This is a genomic window from Mucilaginibacter sp. PPCGB 2223 (assembly GCF_001705515.1).
In the GTDB taxonomy this organism is placed as follows: domain Bacteria; phylum Bacteroidota; class Bacteroidia; order Sphingobacteriales; family Sphingobacteriaceae; genus Mucilaginibacter.
On the sequence record NZ_MDJS01000001.1, the window covers coordinates 2,299,262 to 2,318,329 of the forward strand.

The following is a 19,068-nucleotide window of genomic DNA, read 5'->3' on the forward strand; positions in this document are numbered from 1 at the left end:
TTTAAACAATGAGTTTTTTAATCATGTCGATGTATCCCTGCTTCAATTTATCCCACGAGTACAAATTGTAACTGGCCTCAATACGGTCTTGCTGGCTGTACTGTTGCTTATACGATAACAGGGCCGATGCCAAGGCGCCGTCTGCTTCCATGTTTACATATTCGCCATATTTACCCAGCACTTCACGTGCATTCACATAATCGTTAACAAAGCATGGCAGGCCATAACTCTGCGCTTCAATAATCACCCGGCCAAAACCTTCCACCAGCGAACCCAGCACAAAATAGTCCGACGCGGCGTAATATTTCTTTACCGCATCAGGCGGTACATTGGCAATCAAATGGCGGCCTTTTAATTTATCTGCAGCTATATCTTTTATTTCCTGGGTTTGCTGCTCATACTGGCCCAGTATCACCAGGAAATAATCGTCGGGTAGTTTAGCCACTTCGTTCACCACATAGTCCATCCGTTTGTGGTGTTTATTGATAGCGCCTACCGAAAGGATGATCTTTTTTTCCGGGTCGAGCCCAAGCGCTTTTCTGATATCCTGTTTTTTACTGATGGCTTCCAGGTGTTCGTCCAGGCCGATAGCGAAGCCATAAGGCAACAGCGTTTGCTTTTCGGGTGGTGTTCCGCCTTTAATACCTTCCTGCTCGTAAATAGCCAGCAACTGCTGAACGTGATCTTCTGTTTTATACGGCGGCCCGTTGGGCGACCCGTTCGAAAACAGCAATTTGTATTTAAATTTCAGAAATCTGCGTAAATGGAACAGGAATGTGCCCAGTACAAAATCGCTGTAATAGATCACGGCAGGCCTGTATTTTATCAAAGCAGGCAGCATTCCAATGAGAAAGGTAAACTGCTCCACCCAATATTTTTCGTGGCCCGTTGCCTTGGCCAATCTTGCGGCAGCAGCGCTATTGCGTTCAACGCAGGGTATGGTCAATTCTCTGTCTGCCGACGGGCCGGCGCCTTTCAATAAATACAGATCAAAATCAGGCGATGATCTGAGCTCATTAAAACACTCGATGGTAAAAGTTTCGTACCCGCGGTTAATGTGACCGACACCGGTACAAATAATAAAAACGTTTGGTTTACTTTTACTCATCTGGTCAGTTCCTGCTTGCTTATTTTTTAAGATCGTTTGATCATCCGTTTCAACTTCGAAAGGCTGCGGCGTATGCTGTGTACACTTGTTTTATTCTTTTCTTTTAGCTGGGCTTCCAATACCTGTTGTTCTTGTGTGGTCAACAAATCCATAAACAACCGGTCTATAGGCCGTGCGATATCAAAATTACACCCGGCCCAGTGGATGATGTAAGGTTTTTTATCTTCATCCTTCCAGAAGCGTTCAAAATTATCGTCGGTATAGTTCCCTGCCCAGGTCGATTCCATCCTGAAAGGCGGCAAGGTCAGGTTATTAACCTCTATACCCGAGAGGAAGATCAGCAAATTCAGCGCTACCTGGTCGTACGTCCTCGCGTTCAGGCAGATCTCTTTTATTTCAGGCTTACTCTCAATAATGGCCTTCAAACCTTCAAAATCAAACAGCTGCACATCGCAGGCATATTGGCCTGCATTAAAAACATTTTTTTCCCAAAGGGTGCTTTTCTCTTTAAACAGCTCTAAAGTGTAAGCAACATAAGTATGTTCGGGGTGAAGCCAGTGCCCGCACGATGTCACAAATCCGTTGGCATTGAGCAGCGCTTTTTCGGGATCGCGCACAAACACTACGTCCGAATCTACATACTGATAATTGGTCGTGAGCAAACATTGGTACTTGCGCATCATTTTATGCGATCCGGCAGCATCGAGATAGGCGATCACTTCGGGCATTTCCCACCAGATGCAGTTTTCGGGCAGATCGAACTTGTTATTGTCGTAAGGTATTACCCACACCGGCAAATTACAACCGGTAGCCCGTAACGACCGTACCATGGCCAGGAAACGTACCTCGCTGTTCTTATTCGCTAACGAAACAATTTTCTCAAGTTTCATATCATTACTCTCACGTCAGCACTTAGCTGCTGCTTTTTATTTTAGTGAACCGCTCTTTTAAACCTAAAAACCGCTTTTCGAAAAACTCGTACGACGAGTATACCACCGCTGATAAGATAAAAACACAAACCAGCAATCCCTAATAGGTATACCTGCTATCTCCAAATATGTTGTTAAACCTGAACAAGATCAGTTGCTGCCAGATATAGGTACTGTACGATAGCACGCCGATCCGTTTCAAAATACGGATATTCAGGAATTTAAATATAGGGTCCGTCGACGGTTTTAAATTGCTCGCCAAAAGTACTGCTATTAAAACAGCTGTGATGAGCGAATTGAATATCGAATGAAAAAGCAGGTCGTTAAAAAAAACAACGATCAGCGGAATACAGACGATGTGCAGCAGCACCTTGTATTTCGTAACAAAGTCCATCGGAAAAATGCCTTTGAACATACATATCGCCAGCAGCGAACCGATAATGATCCCATCCGGGCGATAGATCAGCTCTTTGAAAATACTGAATATGGTTACGATGTGATGCGACATGTGTAAGCTGTTTACGTCGATAGCTTTCACCATCAGTATCAGCACCAGCAACGTGAGCAGGAAATTGATGTAAAGGCGGTAATTCCTTTTCAGGATGGATGGAAAAACGATATAAAACTGCTCCTCGACGGATAAGGACCAGAAGTGCCCCGTATAAACCCCGGTATGAAAATACCCCAGGAACAGCAAGCAGCCCGCAAACTCTATCGGCGCTACCTTTAAGCCAAAGAAGATATGCATAATAAACAGCGTAAACAGATACAGGTAGGCTACGGGCAATATCCGTAAGCCACGCCTGATGTAAAAGTTGCGTAAGGATATGGTGCCTGTCTTTACCTTTTCTTTTAAAAGCAGCGTGGTAATTAAAAAACCGCTGATCACAAAGAAAATATAAACACCGAGCACACCGCCTGCCAATGTCGAGTTAAAGAAACCGACATTAAACTCGGCATTTCCATGAGCTATAAGTACAATAAAAACCGATATCGCACGTATCCCGTCAAGCGAAGGGAAATGCGATATCTTCAGATACTCGGGAACGGTAAATTCGTTCGATAATATTTTCTTCCTGATCGACATAACTATTTAGCTTTTAAATGCCACTCCCAGCCGTTTTGCCACATCTTATGCCTTACCGGACCGGTGTAATGCCGCATCGCAATTTCATCGGGGTGATATTTGGTTGCAAAATCAAACTGATCGGCTGTATCGATAATAAATTGCCGCGGATCAAGGACATTGGCGTCCTGTTTCCTGAAAGCATACTCAAACGATGATTGCTCCGAAAAGTAATGGTATTTGCCTTTCAGGCTTTCCAGGTATTCAAATATATCCGCTTTGTTAAATGATTGATCCATGATCAATAAGCCCGAATTTAACGGGTATATCGATGTTGTTTTATGCTTAAAATAGTTTGCCGCGTTATTGCCCCACATGGTATCAGGTGCATACCATAAGCCTTTATCTAATAAGCCGCTTTCCAGATACCCAGCGAAGTTTTTGTAAAACAGTATATCCGAATCGATATAAATGGTTTGCCTGTCGTACGGATGGCTTAAAATGGCATTCAATTTTTTAGCCAGGTGGCATTCTTTCAGGTAATCGGCAAGTAACTGATTTTCCCTGATGTATTTACCTTCGTCCCAATCCACCACAGCAGCAAACGGAAACTTGTTTTTGAATGCCTGTTTTTGTTCCTGACTGTACGATTTATCCGAATATATGGTCCATTTTACAGGCGTACCAGCATATACCAAAAACGAAAAAATCGACAATACCTGGTCTTCAAAACCCGAAGCCCCCGAAAAGCTGATGATCTCGAAATTAACGGTTTCAGGATTTGTCATCGCAGAAATATCGATAGCATTGATACCTTTAGCAAATTCCCGCTTGTTCCGCTCTGCTTTTCGCTGACACAGTGCCTTGGTAATGCCTCCCTGGTATTTGATCTTCTTCCTCATACCTCGGCTGCCTCCAAATATATTCGTTCAACTTGTTTCGATATTCCTTCCCACGACAGGTCGTTCAGCACAACTTCCCTATTAACCGGTACTAATTTACCCTCGGCAAGTAGTTGCACGGTGCTCTCAAAATGCTTTATCCAGTCTTCTTCGCTTACGCCTGCTTTAATTACCCATGGGTATTTTTTGCCGTATTCATTAACCTCTCCTACTTCCGAACATAGTACGGGCAGGTTCGCGGCCAGGTACTCGGCAAATTTGATCGGGAACCTACTCTCGTTAAAATCCGTCTTCATCAGAGGCAAAAGCCCGAGGTCTATCGCCGCAGCAAAATACCGGGTATCGGCCGGAGTGAGGCTGCCCAGGTAATCCAGGTTATTTTTTACCTGGTCGGATAAACCGTCCATAATATCGGCAGTGGGCCCGCACAGTGCAAAGCGGATATTGGCTCCTTTGCTTAATGATATTTCGAAGGCTTTAAAGGCCCAGTGTAATTCAAAACCGGTTCGGCCCATAAAACCTACGTACACTGCGTCTTTTTGTAAGCCTAATTTTTCTCTCGCAACTGCTTTTGCAGGAACATCGTATTCCCAAAAACCATTAGGCACAATATCAACTTGTTTGGCGCCGCGCTCAATAGCCAGGGTTTTGAGCAGCTTGCTGCAAACCGTCATGTGCTTGCTGATGGATGGGATCTTCCGCTCAAAATAACCTTTCAGTTTATAATCCCATCCGGCTTTAAAGTTCTTCTTTTCTCTATCGCGTTCGGCGTCAACCCACAGGTCGTCCCAGTCAAAAAAAGTGATCCGGGCTTTTTTTCTGAAATTAAATTTCCAGGGCAGGTAAACCGAAAGAAAAGGCTGAAAGACATGCACAATATCGCATTGCTGAAAATCATCAAAAATGCGGTTGAGCGATGTTACCGGGTGATTGATGGTACCAAAAAGAGATTTACCTTTCGCGCTTTTGCTGATATGGTAAATCACGCCATCCCGGTTTTCCTGCCGGGCAACCGGCGCATCGCTGTTATCCACACAATACACATGTACGGCATGCCCCATGCTCACCAAACCCATAGCAATATTGTGCCACCTGAAATAAGTTCCAAGGGTGGAGCAATCGCCGGTTATGTAGGCTATTTTTAATGGGGAGTTACTCACTTGTGTCAATGTCGGTATATTAAAGTTTTTTTATGAGTTCGATGTTCGTTCGGGCGTATTCAACTATCTGGTTAAGTATCGCTTCACCACTTATTTCCGGTTTCCATCCCCACTCTTTTTGTGCCAGCGAATAATCGGTAACATAAAGCGGTATGTCGAAGCTCCTGTTTTCGGTAATGCTGTTGATCACTTTTTCGCTGCCAAGCTGCTGTTTGCAAAAAGCATCAAGCTGTGCCAGGCTATAAGTATTCTCAACACCGCCACCCAGGTTGATCAGCCTGCTTACTTTTTTCTCAGGGTCGCTGATCTGCATTTGTATCATGCCGAACAAATCGCGCGGGTGAAAGAAATCGCGGGCCTGTTTACCTTTACCGCCGAAGCCGATGTAAGATAGCGGCCTGTCCAGCAAATATTGATAGATCCAGAAAGAGAAGATTCCCTGGTCGATTTTACCGAACTGGCCCGGACCGGCAATTACGCCGCACCTGTCGATCCACACCGGGAAACCAAAAGTATAATGATACTCCAACGCCAGCACCTCTGATGCCAGCTTGGTAGAGCCATATAGCGATATCGGCGCAGCAGTACTGAAGCTTTCGGCCACACCCAACTCAGAAAAGCCATGTGGGTATTGAGCATCTTTACTGATTACAAAACTACCCTCTGTTTCGGTAAGCGGTATTTTATTCAGCTCATCGATGCTATACACCCGGCTGGTGCTGAGCATAATAAAACCTGCGTTATCACGCTTACATTTCTCGAGCAGATAGATCGTACCGATGAGGTTATTATTGATCAGCCCGAAACTGCCCCCCTGTAAACCGGCCAGTACCGATGGATTGGCCGCGCAATCAACAATCCAGTCGGCTTTCGGCAGATCGTCGACATCTTCCTTATTACGGATATCGCCATGAAAAAAGGTACAGCCCAGTTCCTTCAGTAAAGGCACATTATACTCGCTGCCCCTGCGCGACAGGTTATCGATGCCTATCACCATTACATCGGTATAATGCTCTTTAAAATATTTGGCCATTTGGTAGCCTACAAAGCCGGCCGCACCGGTTATCAATATTTTCATGCGATGATCGTTATACTATCCTCGTTTTCCAGGCCTCCACAATTTGCCTGATGGTTTCTTCCAGGCTGATCGTGATATCCCAGGCCGGGTAATGTTCCTTCATTTTACGCAGATCGCTGTAGTAGCAGATATGATCGCCTTCACGGTTCTTATCTACATACTCGTATACCTGCTTTTTACCGCTGAATTTTTCAGTAATGGCAAAAGCCTCCAATATAGAGCAGGTGTTATCCTTGCCACCACCCAAATTATAAACTTCGCCAACGCGCGGAGCTTTTATAAACTCCTCCATAAACATGGCGATGTCGTGCGAGTGAATATTATCGCGTACCTGCTTGCCCTTGTAACCAAACACCGAATATTTTTTGCCCTCCAGGTTACATTTAACCAGGTAACTCAGGAAGCCATGCAGCTCTACACCGCTATGATTCGGGCCGGTTAAGCAGCCACCGCGCAGGCAGCAGGTGCCCATGTTAAAGTAGCGGCCGTACTCCTGCACCATCACATCTGCGGCAACTTTCGAAGCGCCGAACAGCGAGTGTTTCGATTGATCGATGGTAAAAGTTTCGGCTATGCCATGCGCATAGGTATCATCATCATAATCCCAGCGGGTTTCCAGCTCTTTTAGTTTGATCTTGTTGGGAGCATCGCCATAAACTTTATTGGTGCTCATGTGGATAAACGGCGCCTCAATTGCAAACTGGCGCGCTGCTTCCAGCATATTGAGCGTACCTACCGCATTGGTATCAAAATCGTCGAATGGAATAGCCGCTGCCCTATCGTGACTTGGCTGTGCCGCAGTATGCACAATCACATCGGGTTTAACGGTTTTAATCAGGTCGAGCACACCTTTCCTGTCGCGGATATCGATCTCGTGGTGCACAAAGTTTTTAATAGCACTGCTCAGGCGCTGCTGGTTCCAGCGGGTATCGCCCTGCGGGCCGAAAAAAACCGCGCGCTGGTTATTATCAACACCATGTATCTCATAATCCTTTGCAAAATGCATGCACACTTCCGATCCAACTAAACCCGAAGAGCCGGTAACTAATATTCTTTTCATTGATCGATGTTCAAGGTTGTTTTACTCTTTACAAAAAAACCTATTAAACTATAGGTCGTTATAATACTTTAACTCTCTGTTTATTGCCTTATATGTTTTAAACACTACCCCGGGAGTTATTTTATAGGCCCAGTACAGCATTTTGTTTTTCAGGCTGCTGCCGATCTGTTGTTTGGCGGTCCTTCGTTTAAACTCGCGGTGCCGTGCCACATATACACAGGGTATCTTTTTAAAACCTTCATAATTATTGGCCAATACTTTCCGGGCATATTCTGCGTATATCGGCACCAGATCACGGCGTTGTTTAATATCTATACGGGTTTGTACAACGCTGATCTGCTCCGGCCGGTAAGGGTCGAACCCGCTGATGTGTATAAATACAAAGGGGTATAGCCCATTGACCATCTTTTGCGAATCGCCGGTTATCTTCCTGTCTTCCAAATTCCAGTAAGCTGCGTTAATACCCTGGTGGAAGCTCACCTTCACATCCTTAAAAAACAGGGGCGCATAATTTATCCAAATCTGGTCGGTAAAGCAGGCGTCGGCAAAATCGATATAGCAAAACCTGCGCAAACGCTCCTGCCACCAGCTTAAAAACTTATCAGCCTCGGCGCAGCGGTTAACAGCGATGAAACCCAGATTATATATCCCATAATTCAGGAATGTCCTTTCGGGCAAAACCTTGTCATCCAGCGGGTACGGCTGGCTGATATGCGGGGTAACCATCAGTGTATGGCTGCCAAGTTCCCTGTCAACCTCGCTGAACGATCCTAAAACATAAATATCCGGATCGAGGTAAACCACAGCGCTTACTGAAGCATCCCGCTTAAACAGGTATTCGATAAAGAACGGTTTAACCGCGGTATTCAACTCAACAATATTGTATTTATCGGCCAGGTCACCAAAATCCGGTATCCGGATGTCCTCGATAGCTATTACTTCGGTGTCTTTAAACTGCGCATAATCAACCTGATCGCTTTTTTTATCGACCAGGCATATCACAAACTCAGCGCCCGGGTTATGCTCATGGTAAGAGTCGGCCAATGTTTTAGCTAAAGCCAGGTAATTGTTCGAACATATAGTAAAAGCTATCCTCATTGCCGTGTTTATCAGTTCACCAGGGTATCCAGGTATATTTTTAATTTTTCTACACCTTTTTCAATATCATATTCAGCAGCTTTCTGTTTTGAAGCCTGCCCTTTGGCCGCGATGATCTGCATACCTTCTTTTTCAACTGCCAGCTGCCTTAGCACACTATTCAACTGTAAAAAGTCGAAATAATCAATCACCCAGCCATTGCTTTCATCGACAAACTCAACCATCCCGCCCGAGCCTTTAAAGCAAATAATAGGTTTGCCCAATGCTGCTGCCTCCAGGCAAACCAGCGGGAACGGGTCTTCGCGCGATGACAGCAAAAACACATCGCATAAAGCCATGTACGATAATGGGTTGGGGTTGCTGTCTATCAGCGTTATCCGATGTGCAACACCACTCTTTTCAATATCGTATTTAGCCTTTTCATAATCTACACTTCCGGTTTTACCGCCTATCCAGTAAAAATGAAAGTCAGCTTCAGGGTTCGATTGGTTTAAATTAAAAGCCGCCTGGATAAACAGGTCGATGCCCTTACGCCAGTCCTGCGTACCCGAACCGCATATCTTAAGGCCCCTGCTATTGACCACACTGCTGAACTTCGCGTTATCCTGCAGATATACCCCGGTATCTTTTGGCACCGGTATGTGCTCATGGTGGATGTGGATGTTATCTTCGGCTATGCCATAGTTCTTCGTTAAAACATCTTTTACAGCATAGGATGCCGCCACAAAGTGATCGATAAAGGGTATGGCCGCTAAAAAATTACCCTTGCCAAAAAACTGCTTAATCGAAATATCAAGCTCATGTACATGGCAGACAGTAATCGCGCCCGCGTTATTTTGTTTGGCCAGCGCCAGCAAATCGGCACTTACCACGGTATTGCCGTATATGATGCCATATTGCCCGCCGATTACCTGTTTAGCTTTGTCTTTCCTGTAATTGTATTTAAACAACTTCTTTCTGATCTTATCAGCTATCGATGGGTATGGAAACACGAAAGTTGGCGCTATAGCTCTGAAATCCTTTGCCATTTCGCCATCATATTTTAATAAAATATCAAAATCGATCTCCGGGTACGTCTCTTTCAAGGCCCGCAGGTGATGGATCAGAACTATGGGAGCCCCCGTTCTGTAAGCATCGTGCGATATAAATAATATTTTATTCTCCGGCGGCATTAGTTATTCTTTATCAAAATTTTTTATCTCCTGTCGGTAATGATCAAATTCTCTGCGTGTTTCACAATCGAATTTGCCGGCACCGATTTGTAAATCAGGCAGTGTGCCCCAATAATTACATTATCGCCTATCTCCACATTATTCAGTATGGTTGCATTGCTCCCTATCCAGCAATTTTTACCTATCTTAACCGAACTTATCTTAAACTCGGCCTTTTCGACCACCAGTTGCCCCCCGGCTGTATAACTGTGCGCGTGGTTATGATCGTAAATCTTAACCCCCTCGCCAAACATGGTATTCTCACCAATCTCGATATTGCCCAGGCAGTTAACCGAGCAGTAGTTGTTGAAGAACACGTTTTTTTCGATTACCAGCCGCCCCGGTTCCTGTACTAAAAAACTACAGAACTTAAGCGCCGATACATTCTCCGCTATGCTCAGCTCTTTGCACAGGCCATTTATTTTAATCTCGCTATGCTCACCTAAGTAAAAAGCCTCATGTATCGAAACGTTGGGCTGTGCCCGCAACTCAGCCATTTTTTTGCGCTGGTAATAATAGGTAAAGAGCGGCAGTTTGCTCAATAAAAATAAAACCAGTTTCTCTTTCATTATCAATTAAGTTACAACAATACTATAGCCTGTAGCTGTTTATTTTGTTCACTATCCGTGCCGATTTTGCCCCCAGCAGCCTAATCAACAACCCGTTAACATCATTTAATACCGATGGCAACAACACTTTCACCTTGCTTAAAATATATTTGGCATCAGGTATTCTGTTCGCCTTAAGCAGGGTCGTTATCAGCGATAATAACCTGTGGTTAAATATCCTTTTCTTGTCGCCCTCGTTAAAAATAGTATCATCAAAATTTTTGATGTAAACGCAAGCTTCGGCCATAGTCATTTTCACATAATTGCTCGATGTGTTGTTCTCGTATCGGCGGTATTTGAATAAGCTTTCATTTATTCCATAAAAAACCGCGCCGGCCCTGGCCAATCTAACCCAATGATCCCAATCCTCGCAACCGGTCATCCTCAAGTCTTCGTCTTCCAGGCCAGCCTTCGCTATCCATTCCTTTTTAAAAATAACCGAGAGGATAGGCACGGGGTTACGCTCAAATAACAACTTATACATTTCAACACTACCGTACCGCCCGTACACGGTGTCGTAAATCGCAATAAACTCGCCAATATCATTTACGATCTCGCCGCCTGTATAAAAAACATCAGCATCTATCTCAGCAATATATTTAAACTGTCTCTCCAATTTTTCAGGATGCCATAAATCATCGGCATCCAAAAATGCTATCCAGTCACCAGCCGCATTACCAAAAGCATTATTCCTGGCTGCCGCCTGCTTTTTGTTTTGCTGATAGATGTATTTTATTCTTTTATCCGTAAGCTGGATGTTCTTTACAATTTCGCCGGTTTTGTCAGTAGATCCATCGTCGATCACTATTAGCTCCCAATCCTGGTAAGTTTGGTTTTGTACCGACAGGATTGTCTCTGCAATAAACCTTTCGGCATTAAAAGCCGGCATAATTATCGATACCATGCTAACGCTTTCTGATGTTTCCGACGGTACACTGGTATAAAAACTTCACCTTCTTCCTAATTGGTACCTGCAACACTGACTTAGATAACGGCGACCTGGTATATTTAAAATAGGCCCATAAACCAAATCGCTGGCTTTTCAGCAGCAGATCGTACCAGTAAGGCGCATATTTATCTTTAAAAACACCATCGTTGTAAAAACTCACCCGCTGGTTGGCGGCAATAAGGCTAAGCAACCACTGCTCAACATCGTTTACATATTTCTTGCTTAAGGTATATGAGTTTTGTATCAATTGTTTGTGTATCTGAAAATCGCTTTCAGGTACAATCTCCGAATCAAACAGGCCTTTGATATCTACCATCAGCCATTGGTCCCACTGCTTTTGCGGGAAAGCCATGCTCAGGTTTTCGCCATCGTAAATATTCACCGTCGAAACCTTATCAATAAAAAAGCCGAGCATCCTATTCTCGAGTATCCTTAAATAAAACTCGATGTCGGACGCCATGTTATAGTTCGGGTCCAGCTTATACTTGCTAAAAATATCCTTGCGGAAGAGGATATTTTCAAACGGTACAAAACACATGTGCCTTAAAAAGTTATCGCGGGTAAACTCAAAATTACAGTTCCGCAAAGTGATGCTTTTCCTGCTGTCCTCGGTATAATAACTGTATGCGTTAAAGTAAACGCAATCAAATTTTATTTTTTTATAGCTTGAGTTTATCGAGGTAAAAATATCATCGGTATAGTAAATCGCATCTGACGATAAAAAACCGATAAAATCGCCGGTAGCATACTTTAACCCGATATTAAATCCATCAGTTACGTTGATATCCGGCTCCTGCACCCAGATAATGTTCGGATATTTGTTGGCGAACGATTTGATGATCTGATGCGACGAATCTTTCGATTTTGCATCAACGATGATCAGCTCCTTCGCCTCGTGCTTTTGCTCAACAAAGCTATCTATACATTGCTGCAAATACTTTTCGCTGTTATAACTGGGCAGTATGATGGATATCTTTATGTCACTCATAAACAACTCTAAAATCTAAACATAACCTAACAGTGCCAGCGGGTTATTAATACCCTGATGATAGGATGCATCCAGTGCGTCAACCCATCTGAAACCCGAGTGTAACCTGTCTACCTTTAAATCTTCAATATTTACCGGGTGCAGCAGGCAACATACGTTTACCGTGTGTACGTCGGTTGTCATATCCCCCTGCTTATCAAACAGTGTTTCTTCAACCGATATGATCTTTTCAAAAACACAGGTCAGGTTGGTTTCTTCCTTTACCTTGCGCAAAACCGCGTCTTTTATCAATTCGTTTTTTTTCACCCTGCCACCCGGAAACCAATAGGTGCCTTTTGCCGGTTCGTTATCCCGCAACAACAACAGGCATTTTCCCTCGTACACTATCAATGCATCCACACATAAAATGGGCATTGATTTTAAAATCGACTGATATAACTCAGACGGAATATTCATTAGCAAACGTTTCTTTTAAGATAGCGCTTAGCTTGCCCAGCCTTTCGTCGTTAACAAACTGGTTATTGCCAATATATATGCCGTTTTCCTGAACCACCTGCGCATTTTTAAAATCGGCATAGTTGCCATACTGTTTAAAACATGGTTGTACCAGTAAGTTGCCACTGATAATAGGGCGGCTTTCGATCTGGTTTTCGATCAGTATCTTTTTAAACAGGTCCTTATCCTTTTTATTTTTAAAGATGAACGGCAGGCAGAATGACGAGATACCAGGGTTATCCACCACGTATAACAGGTCGCTTATCGGTGCAATGATATCCAGGTACTTTTTATGGTTGGCATTACGAATGGCAATGTATTTATCCAGGTGTTTCAATTGTTCAATACCCAAAACAGCATGCAATTCGGTATTTCTGAAATTATACCCATGCGTTAAAAACAAAAAGTTAAAGTCGATATCGGGATACATATCCTTGTACTTTTGATGTTTGGAAGGATGTAACTCCCTGGCCAGGCCGTGTGATCTCTTCAGGATGAAAAGGTCGTTCAGCTCGTCATTATCGGTACAGATGGTACCGCCTTCAACAGTTGTTAAATGGTGGCCCCAATAAAAGCTGAAGGTACTTGCCACGCCAAAGTTCCCAACTTTTTTGCCGTTATAAGTAGCCCCGTGCGATTCGCAGCAATCCTCCAGTATCAGCAAGTTATGCTTATCGGCAATTTCTTTTATTTTATCCATATTGGCTGGCAGGCCGATAAGGTGTGTAATGAGGATGATTTTGGTTTTAGGCGTAATAGCAGCTTCGAGCTTATCGCAATCAAAGGAAAAATCAGTTAGGTTCACGTCAACAAAAACCGGGGTCAGTTTTGTTTGGATTACCGAGGTAATGTTGGTTGTCCAGGTTACGGCGGGCACCAGCACTTCTGCACCATCCTCAAGGCCGTAATACTCTTTCACGGCGTCCATCATGATCAGGTCGGCAGAGCTACCCGAGTTTACATAAGTTGAATAACCGATCTGTTGCCAGGCAGACCATGCGGCTTCAAATTGCTTTACTTTTTCAAACTGTGTAAAACGCTCGGTCGAATTTATAAAATCAACAAGATATTGTTTATCAACGTCTTCGAGTATATTTTCCTGTAATTTCCACATAATGCTTTTACTTTATTGTTTGGTGGTGTATTGAATATAATTGTCTGAAAAATCGTGGTACGCTTTTTCCAGATCTTCATCTAAAGTGTCGTTGCTTGTCCAGCCCAGGCCCGAGGCACGCGATACGTCGAGTTGTTTTTTCATGGTGCCATCGGGTTTGGTGGCATCAAACTGCAATTCGCCTTCGTATCCCGAAATCTCTTTTATCTTTTGTGCCAGGTCTTTAATGGTAATATCCTCCCCGCTGCCGATATTGATGATATCGTTACCCGAATAGTTTTGCATAAAAAACAAACACGCATCAGCTAACTGATCTGCAGACAGAACCTCGCGGCGGGGAGTACCCGTCCCCCACAACATTACATGAGGAGCTTTATTTACCTTAGCTTCATAAAACTTCCTGATCAGCGCTGCTACCAGGTGCGAATTTTGCGAATCGTAGTTATCATTAATACCAAACATATTGGTTGGCATCAGGCAGATATTGTTTGTACCGTATTGCTTGTTGTACGACAGGCACAGCTCAACCCCGGCTATTTTTGCCAAAGCGTAAGGCTTGTTTGTTTCTTCGAGCTTATCGGTAAGCAGGTAATCTTCTTTGATAGGCTGTGGTGCATCTTTCGGATAAATACAACTGCTGCCCAGGTAGAGGAATTTGGTAACCTGATTTTTCCGCGCTGCTTCCAGTGCGTTAAAGATCATGATCACGTTATCGAAAATAAAATTACCCGGGTAAGTTTTATTGGCCATGATACCGCCAACCGTGCCGGCTGCAAAGAAAACATAAGCAGGTTTTTCTGATGCGAAGAACTCATCTACCGAAGCCTGGTTCCGTAAATCAAGTTCTTTTGATGTCCGCACTACCAGGTTGGTATAGCCTTCTGCCAGCAACTTCCGGTATATTGCCGATCCTACCAATCCCTTGTGGCCGGCCACATATATTTTATCCTGTTTCTCCATCATGTGTTTATATCTAAGTACCAGTTGATGGTCCTTTCCAACCCTTCGTTTAAGGATATATAATCTGTTTTCCCAAACTCCGTACGTACGCGGGTCATATCCAGCTGTACATCTGCCGGCGCTCCTGATACACTTTGTGTGCTTGCGGGCACAATAACCGGGACGTTCATGATTTTACCGATATTTTGCGCCAACCCTGCAATTGAGGTTTGCGAATTACCGCCCAGGTTATATACATTTTGCGTGCCTTTAAGCAAAATATGCCACATAATCTCCACCGCATCGGCAATATAACAGTAAGTACGCAGGGCCTTACCATCGTCGAGCATCTGTATCTGGCCTTGCAGGGCTTTTTCGATAAAAGATAAAATTACCCTTTTATCTCCTTTTTTTGTGCCTGGCCCATAGGTGTGTGCCAATCGTACCGACGATGCGCTTAAACCTTTGGTGCTATAAGCATAGCAAATAGCCTCGCCGCCGCGTTTACCTTCGATATAACAAGCCCTTGGATGCGATGTATTGGTATTACCGATCTGCTCTTCGGTGTACACCTGTGCATCCAGGCCGCTGTAAACCTCGCTGCTGCTTACAAACAAAAACCTGCCGCCTTTATTCAGCTTGTCAAAAAGCAAGAACGTCGAAAATGTGTTCAGCTTTAAAGTCTTCTCGGGCTCATCCATAAATTTCATGGGCTGCCCGTAACCCGCCGCATGAACTATAAAATCGGCCTTAGGCAAACTCTTGCAAAACTCATAATCGGTTATATCACCTTTAAATATCTGCAGGTTTGCAAATTCGCCCTGTAGCAGGTAATCCGGTAACTCCGACCTGAAAACCGCTACAGTTTTAATATTCAGCCCTTGCTCATTTAATAGCTTAAGGCAGGTAATAAAATATACACCCAATAAGCCCGAGGCGCCCGATATCAAAATGGTTTTACCATCAAGAGCACTAAAATCAATTTTGCTGCAAATTGATTCTGCATCCTCATTAATAATATTTTTAACGCCGACTGCCATTAAAAAGGCCCTTTAAATGATTTATAAGTTTCGTTTAACGATGTTTTGGCAACCGATAAGCCGTGCCCTCTGCCTTTTACCATTTCTACAATTTTCATGGTAAAGGTGTAATCATCCGGGTAGAACAGGTCTTCGAGTTTCTTCGTTGTCGGGCATGGCGATGGCTGCATACCCAAAGTAACTACCGGCCCTTTCAGCATCCGCGGATCGTGTTCGCATATGATGCGTGATATTTCGGCGCAAACCCCGTAGGCCTGCCAGCTGGTATCGGCTATGATAAGATTACCGGTCTTTTTCACGCTTTCAACAATCATTTCTTTATTGAAATGAGAGATAGAGTGCAAGTCGATGATCTCACAATGGATATCCAGTTCTTTGGCCAAATAATCAGCCACACGTTGCGCTTCAATCACCATGATCGACGTAGCTACGATGGTTACATCATCACCTTTGCGCACTAACCTTGATGAAAAAGGATCGTGTTTTGCAGCGTCTTTTTCGCCGTAGGTCGATTTAAAACTATAATCGTACAATAACCTGTGCTCTATCGAAATGACCGGCCCCTTATAATGCTCAACAGCATGGTTATATGATTCGAGTACCGCATCGGCGCTGCTCGGCATCAAAACCACCAATCCGGGAATATGTGCAAACAGCGATTGCAAGCTTTGCGAATGCTGTGCGCCCTGCCCCCAGCTGCGGCCGATAATCATACGGATGAGCATAGGCACATTAAAATGCCCGCCGTACATGTATTTGTATTTGGCAGCCGTGTTCACTATCTGGCTCATGGCCAGTAAGCTAAAATCGTTACGGATGTGTGTTTGTATCGGGTACACTCCATTCAAAGCGGCGCCGATACCAATACCGGTATTGCCTTCCTCAGAAAGCGGGATGTCAAAAACCCGGTGGGCGCCGTGCTTTTTCGCCAAATCAGTGGTGCTGCCAAAGGTCCCCTTATGATCGTCGACACCCTGCCCCATAATAATTGTACCCGGAAAACGCGTTAATGCATCGTCCATCGATGTTAACAGGGCGTCTTTATATTTAATAACTTTTTCGTTATGTTCCATTGCAACTATCCTTGATTAATAAATATCCGCTAACAGTTCTTCATCGGCAGGGACAGGGCTCTCCTCTGCAAATTTTACCGCTGCCTCTATCTCTTTATTAATTTCATCAGTAAACTTTGCCACCAGCGCGGCGTCCTGAATCAGCGGATCCTTCTGCTTCCACTGTTCAAATTCGTCCTTTGATCGGTATGGCACGTTATGGTCGTCGCCGATGCCTACGTGCTCCTTATAGCGGTATGTTTTAATTTCGACTACATAAGGGATGCTCTGCTCACGAACTTCTTTCACTATCCCTTCCATTACCTGGTTTATCTTAGCAAAATCGTAACCTTCTTCGATGTATACCGATTTTACGCCATACCCTTTAGCATGTTCGTGAACGACGAAAGCATGGCGCTGCTCGAGTTTGGAGTGTATCGCCAGGCCGTTATTTTCGCAAACAAAAATTACAGGCAGCTTAAATGCGGCAGCAAAATTGAGCGATTCGTGGTACGAGCCTTCTTCCGAAGCACCATCGCCAAACACCGCAACCGATACCTGGTTTTTGTTTAATATTTTACTCGCAAGGGCCGAACCTACCGCGTTTGATATGGTGCTGGCAACAACTGCCGACGAGCCCATAAAGTTTACTTTCTTCGAAGCCAGGTGCATTGAGCCCGCCTTGCCTTTACCGCAACCGGTAACTTTACCGTACAGTTCGGCAAACATTTCGTTCAGGTCGCCGCCTTTAGCCAGGTAATAAGCATGGCACCGGTACGATGTATACACCATATCGGTTACCAGCAGGTTATTACATATACCTGCGGCCAACGCTTCCTGACCTATTGACAGGTGGACAGGGCTCTGGATTTTATCCGAAGGATATATTTCAGCTATCTTCTCTTCCACAAGCCTTATCCGTAAGGATTGGTAAAAAAGCTTCTCGTATAACGCGTCCATACTTATTGATTATAATTTTTATAGTTTACTAAAATCCCACTCGCACCTGTTAAGCACAGTGGTGAAATCGCCCGCCGCTTTTCCGTAAAACGCCATGTACGAATTCAAGTCTTCGATATAAAACTTCAGCACGTCCTGATGTACATCCAGGTTCACTGTGCCCCTGTTATGAGCATAAATATCTATCGTATAAGAATCGGGCAACAAAAAGTTGTTAGGTATCTTAACTTTGGCCTGGTATTTACCAGGATCCAGATCTAAGGTTTTGCCGGTATTCGCATCCGACAGGCTGGTAAAAAACACGTTTACGCCCGACGAATTTTTAAAGCAAACACTAATTTCGACATTGACTGATTTCTCTGCGACGATAAAATCGAGTAAAACATAAAAATCAATGTCGTTTGTTAACAGGCTTCCATCATTATTATCGTCGGTTATAGCTATGTATGTAAAATACAGAGCTGAGTTTTTTTCGGGGAGGATAACCGAGTTTGCAGCAATTTGATTACTATCTGCAAGATAGTGGCTGATTACATCGGCCGTAAGACCTTGCTTTTCGACCGAACCCTGATTTAAAAGTATTGAATGTGTGCACAACTGTTTGATGGCCGACATGGTATGGCTTACAAATAAAACCGTACGCCCTTCGCCTTTGCTCACATCACCCATTTTACCGAGGCATTTTTTCTGAAACTCCGAATCGCCTACTGCAAGTACCTCGTCCACTATTAAAATCTCCGATTCGAGGTGCGCTGCTACTGCGAACGCCAACCTTACATACATACCCGAAGAATATCTTTTTACCGGGGTGTCGATATAACGCTCAACACCGGCAAAATCAACAATTTCATCAAATTTGCGTTTAATCTCATCTTTCCGCATGCCAAGTATGGCACCGTTTAAGAATATGTTGTCACGCCCGCTCAAATCGGGATGGAAGCCCGTACCAACTTCCAGTAAACTCGCTATCCGTCCTTTAATCTTTGCTGTGCCCGTTGTGGGTAGGGTAACCCTGCTCAAAATTTTAAGCAAAGTACTTTTACCTGCGCCGTTACGGCCTATAATGCCTACCGCATCACCTTGTTCAATTTCAAAATTTATATCTCTTAACGACCAGACATAATCACTGTTTCCGGCTTTTGTCCGATCATTGGTTTCGCCGATCTTAAGGTATGGATCTTCTTTGCCTCGTATGGCGTGCCACCAACGGTTCAAATCACTCACCATCGAACCCGTGCCAATTTCGCCAAGACGATATTGCTTTGAAATATTTTGAACGCTTATAACGCTATTGCTCATTACATTTAATTT

19 protein-coding genes are annotated in these 19,068 nt (G+C 44.1%); all 19 read right to left on the reverse strand.

The genetic code is table 11. From position 1 onward, the window contains the following. Window position 1 precedes the first annotated feature (1 nt). Window positions 2-1,108: a glycosyltransferase family 4 protein gene (locus BEL04_RS09975; protein WP_066002867.1), complete on the reverse strand. Its 1,107-nt coding sequence runs from the start codon at window positions 1,106-1,108 to the stop codon at window positions 2-4. Window positions 1,109-1,134: 26 nt separating this feature from the next. Continuing rightward, the gene (locus BEL04_RS09980; RefSeq protein ID WP_066002869.1) at window positions 1,135-1,998 is read right to left on the reverse strand and encodes a hypothetical protein; all 864 of its coding nucleotides are present in this window, start codon (window positions 1,996-1,998) and stop codon (window positions 1,135-1,137) included. A 139-nt stretch (window positions 1,999-2,137) separates the two neighbouring features. Beyond that, a complete protein-coding gene (locus BEL04_RS09985; RefSeq protein WP_066002871.1) occupies window positions 2,138-3,124 on the reverse strand; it encodes an acyltransferase in 987 nt (328 codons plus the stop codon). 2 nt (window positions 3,125-3,126) lie between these two features. Continuing rightward, window positions 3,127-4,005, reverse strand: a complete 879-nt coding sequence (locus BEL04_RS09990; RefSeq protein ID WP_066002872.1) for a hypothetical protein — start codon at window positions 4,003-4,005, stop codon at window positions 3,127-3,129. After that, window positions 4,002-5,165 carry a glycosyltransferase gene (locus BEL04_RS09995; protein ID WP_139112972.1) on the reverse strand — a complete coding sequence of 388 codons (1,164 nt, stop codon included), beginning with the start codon at window positions 5,163-5,165 and terminating at the stop codon, window positions 4,002-4,004. The genes BEL04_RS09990 and BEL04_RS09995 overlap by 4 nt, the downstream gene beginning before the upstream one ends. A 19-nt stretch (window positions 5,166-5,184) precedes the next feature. After that, the gene (locus tag BEL04_RS10000) at window positions 5,185-6,243 is read right to left on the reverse strand and encodes an NAD-dependent epimerase/dehydratase family protein (RefSeq protein ID WP_066002876.1); all 1,059 of its coding nucleotides are present in this window, start codon (window positions 6,241-6,243) and stop codon (window positions 5,185-5,187) included. Window positions 6,244-6,253: 10 nt separating this feature from the next. Further along, window positions 6,254-7,303 carry an NAD-dependent epimerase/dehydratase family protein gene (locus BEL04_RS10005; RefSeq protein WP_066002879.1) on the reverse strand — a complete coding sequence of 350 codons (1,050 nt, stop codon included), beginning with the start codon at window positions 7,301-7,303 and terminating at the stop codon, window positions 6,254-6,256. Between the two features lie 48 nt (window positions 7,304-7,351). After that, window positions 7,352-8,401, reverse strand: coding sequence for a hypothetical protein (locus BEL04_RS10010; protein ID WP_066002881.1), 1,050 nt, complete (start codon window positions 8,399-8,401; stop codon window positions 7,352-7,354). Window positions 8,402-8,412: 11 nt separating this feature from the next. Further along, complete coding sequence (locus tag BEL04_RS10015) at window positions 8,413-9,573, reverse strand: glycosyltransferase family 4 protein (protein WP_066002883.1); 1,161 nt, start codon at window positions 9,571-9,573, stop codon at window positions 8,413-8,415. A 23-nt stretch (window positions 9,574-9,596) separates the two neighbouring features. Further along, window positions 9,597-10,181: an acyltransferase gene (locus BEL04_RS10020; protein ID WP_066002884.1), complete on the reverse strand. Its 585-nt coding sequence runs from the start codon at window positions 10,179-10,181 to the stop codon at window positions 9,597-9,599. 22 nt (window positions 10,182-10,203) lie between these two features. Next, the gene (locus BEL04_RS10025) at window positions 10,204-11,124 is read right to left on the reverse strand and encodes a glycosyltransferase (protein WP_066002885.1); all 921 of its coding nucleotides are present in this window, start codon (window positions 11,122-11,124) and stop codon (window positions 10,204-10,206) included. Window position 11,125: 1 nt separating this feature from the next. After that, window positions 11,126-12,157 (reverse strand): glycosyltransferase, encoded by a 1,032-nt coding sequence (locus BEL04_RS10030; protein WP_066002887.1) that lies wholly within the window; start codon window positions 12,155-12,157, stop codon window positions 11,126-11,128. Between the two features lie 15 nt (window positions 12,158-12,172). Continuing rightward, window positions 12,173-12,571, reverse strand: a complete 399-nt coding sequence (locus BEL04_RS10035; RefSeq protein ID WP_066002891.1) for an NUDIX domain-containing protein — start codon at window positions 12,569-12,571, stop codon at window positions 12,173-12,175. Between the two features lie 25 nt (window positions 12,572-12,596). Next, window positions 12,597-13,766, reverse strand: a complete 1,170-nt coding sequence (locus BEL04_RS10040; protein ID WP_217493610.1) for a DegT/DnrJ/EryC1/StrS aminotransferase family protein — start codon at window positions 13,764-13,766, stop codon at window positions 12,597-12,599. Window positions 13,767-13,778: 12 nt separating this feature from the next. Next, window positions 13,779-14,729, reverse strand: a complete 951-nt coding sequence (locus tag BEL04_RS10045; RefSeq protein ID WP_371327583.1) for a GDP-L-fucose synthase family protein — start codon at window positions 14,727-14,729, stop codon at window positions 13,779-13,781. Beyond that, a complete protein-coding gene (locus BEL04_RS10050) occupies window positions 14,726-15,745 on the reverse strand; it encodes an NAD(P)-dependent oxidoreductase (RefSeq protein WP_066002898.1) in 1,020 nt (339 codons plus the stop codon). Before BEL04_RS10050 ends, BEL04_RS10045 begins: the two co-directional genes overlap by 4 nt. Further along, complete coding sequence (locus BEL04_RS10055) at window positions 15,745-16,818, reverse strand: alpha-ketoacid dehydrogenase subunit beta (RefSeq protein ID WP_066002907.1); 1,074 nt, start codon at window positions 16,816-16,818, stop codon at window positions 15,745-15,747. Before BEL04_RS10055 ends, BEL04_RS10050 begins: the two co-directional genes overlap by 1 nt. A 15-nt stretch (window positions 16,819-16,833) precedes the next feature. Beyond that, window positions 16,834-17,757, reverse strand: coding sequence for a thiamine pyrophosphate-dependent dehydrogenase E1 component subunit alpha (locus BEL04_RS10060; RefSeq protein ID WP_066002909.1), 924 nt, complete (start codon window positions 17,755-17,757; stop codon window positions 16,834-16,836). Between the two features lie 18 nt (window positions 17,758-17,775). Beyond that, a complete protein-coding gene (locus BEL04_RS10065; RefSeq protein WP_066002911.1) occupies window positions 17,776-19,056 on the reverse strand; it encodes a polysaccharide ABC transporter ATP-binding protein in 1,281 nt (426 codons plus the stop codon). Between the last annotated feature and the right edge of the window lie 12 nt (window positions 19,057-19,068).

Coding starts and splice junctions, on each gene's coding strand:
- BEL04_RS09975 (WP_066002867.1), bottom strand. CDS start 1,108: ATGAGTAAAAGTAAACCAAACGTTTTTATTATTTGTACCGGTGTCGGT.
- BEL04_RS09980 (WP_066002869.1), bottom strand. CDS start 1,998: ATGAAACTTGAGAAAATTGTTTCGTTAGCGAATAAGAACAGCGAGGTA.
- BEL04_RS09985 (WP_066002871.1), bottom strand. CDS start 3,124: ATGTCGATCAGGAAGAAAATATTATCGAACGAATTTACCGTTCCCGAG.
- BEL04_RS09990 (WP_066002872.1), bottom strand. CDS start 4,005: ATGAGGAAGAAGATCAAATACCAGGGAGGCATTACCAAGGCACTGTGT.
- BEL04_RS10000 (WP_066002876.1), bottom strand. CDS start 6,243: ATGAAAATATTGATAACCGGTGCGGCCGGCTTTGTAGGCTACCAAATG.
- BEL04_RS10005 (WP_066002879.1), bottom strand. CDS start 7,303: ATGAAAAGAATATTAGTTACCGGCTCTTCGGGTTTAGTTGGATCGGAA.
- BEL04_RS10010 (WP_066002881.1), bottom strand. CDS start 8,401: ATGAGGATAGCTTTTACTATATGTTCGAACAATTACCTGGCTTTAGCT.
- BEL04_RS10015 (WP_066002883.1), bottom strand. CDS start 9,573: ATGCCGCCGGAGAATAAAATATTATTTATATCGCACGATGCTTACAGA.
- BEL04_RS10020 (WP_066002884.1), bottom strand. CDS start 10,181: ATGAAAGAGAAACTGGTTTTATTTTTATTGAGCAAACTGCCGCTCTTT.
- BEL04_RS10025 (WP_066002885.1), bottom strand. CDS start 11,124: ATGGTATCGATAATTATGCCGGCTTTTAATGCCGAAAGGTTTATTGCA.
- BEL04_RS10030 (WP_066002887.1), bottom strand. CDS start 12,157: ATGAGTGACATAAAGATATCCATCATACTGCCCAGTTATAACAGCGAA.
- BEL04_RS10035 (WP_066002891.1), bottom strand. CDS start 12,571: ATGCCCATTTTATGTGTGGATGCATTGATAGTGTACGAGGGAAAATGC.
- BEL04_RS10040 (WP_217493610.1), bottom strand. CDS start 13,766: ATGTGGAAATTACAGGAAAATATACTCGAAGACGTTGATAAACAATAT.
- BEL04_RS10045 (WP_371327583.1), bottom strand. CDS start 14,729: ATGATGGAGAAACAGGATAAAATATATGTGGCCGGCCACAAGGGATTG.
- BEL04_RS10050 (WP_066002898.1), bottom strand. CDS start 15,745: ATGGCAGTCGGCGTTAAAAATATTATTAATGAGGATGCAGAATCAATT.
- BEL04_RS10055 (WP_066002907.1), bottom strand. CDS start 16,818: ATGGAACATAACGAAAAAGTTATTAAATATAAAGACGCCCTGTTAACA.
- BEL04_RS10060 (WP_066002909.1), bottom strand. CDS start 17,757: ATGGACGCGTTATACGAGAAGCTTTTTTACCAATCCTTACGGATAAGG.
- BEL04_RS10065 (WP_066002911.1), bottom strand. CDS start 19,056: ATGAGCAATAGCGTTATAAGCGTTCAAAATATTTCAAAGCAATATCGT.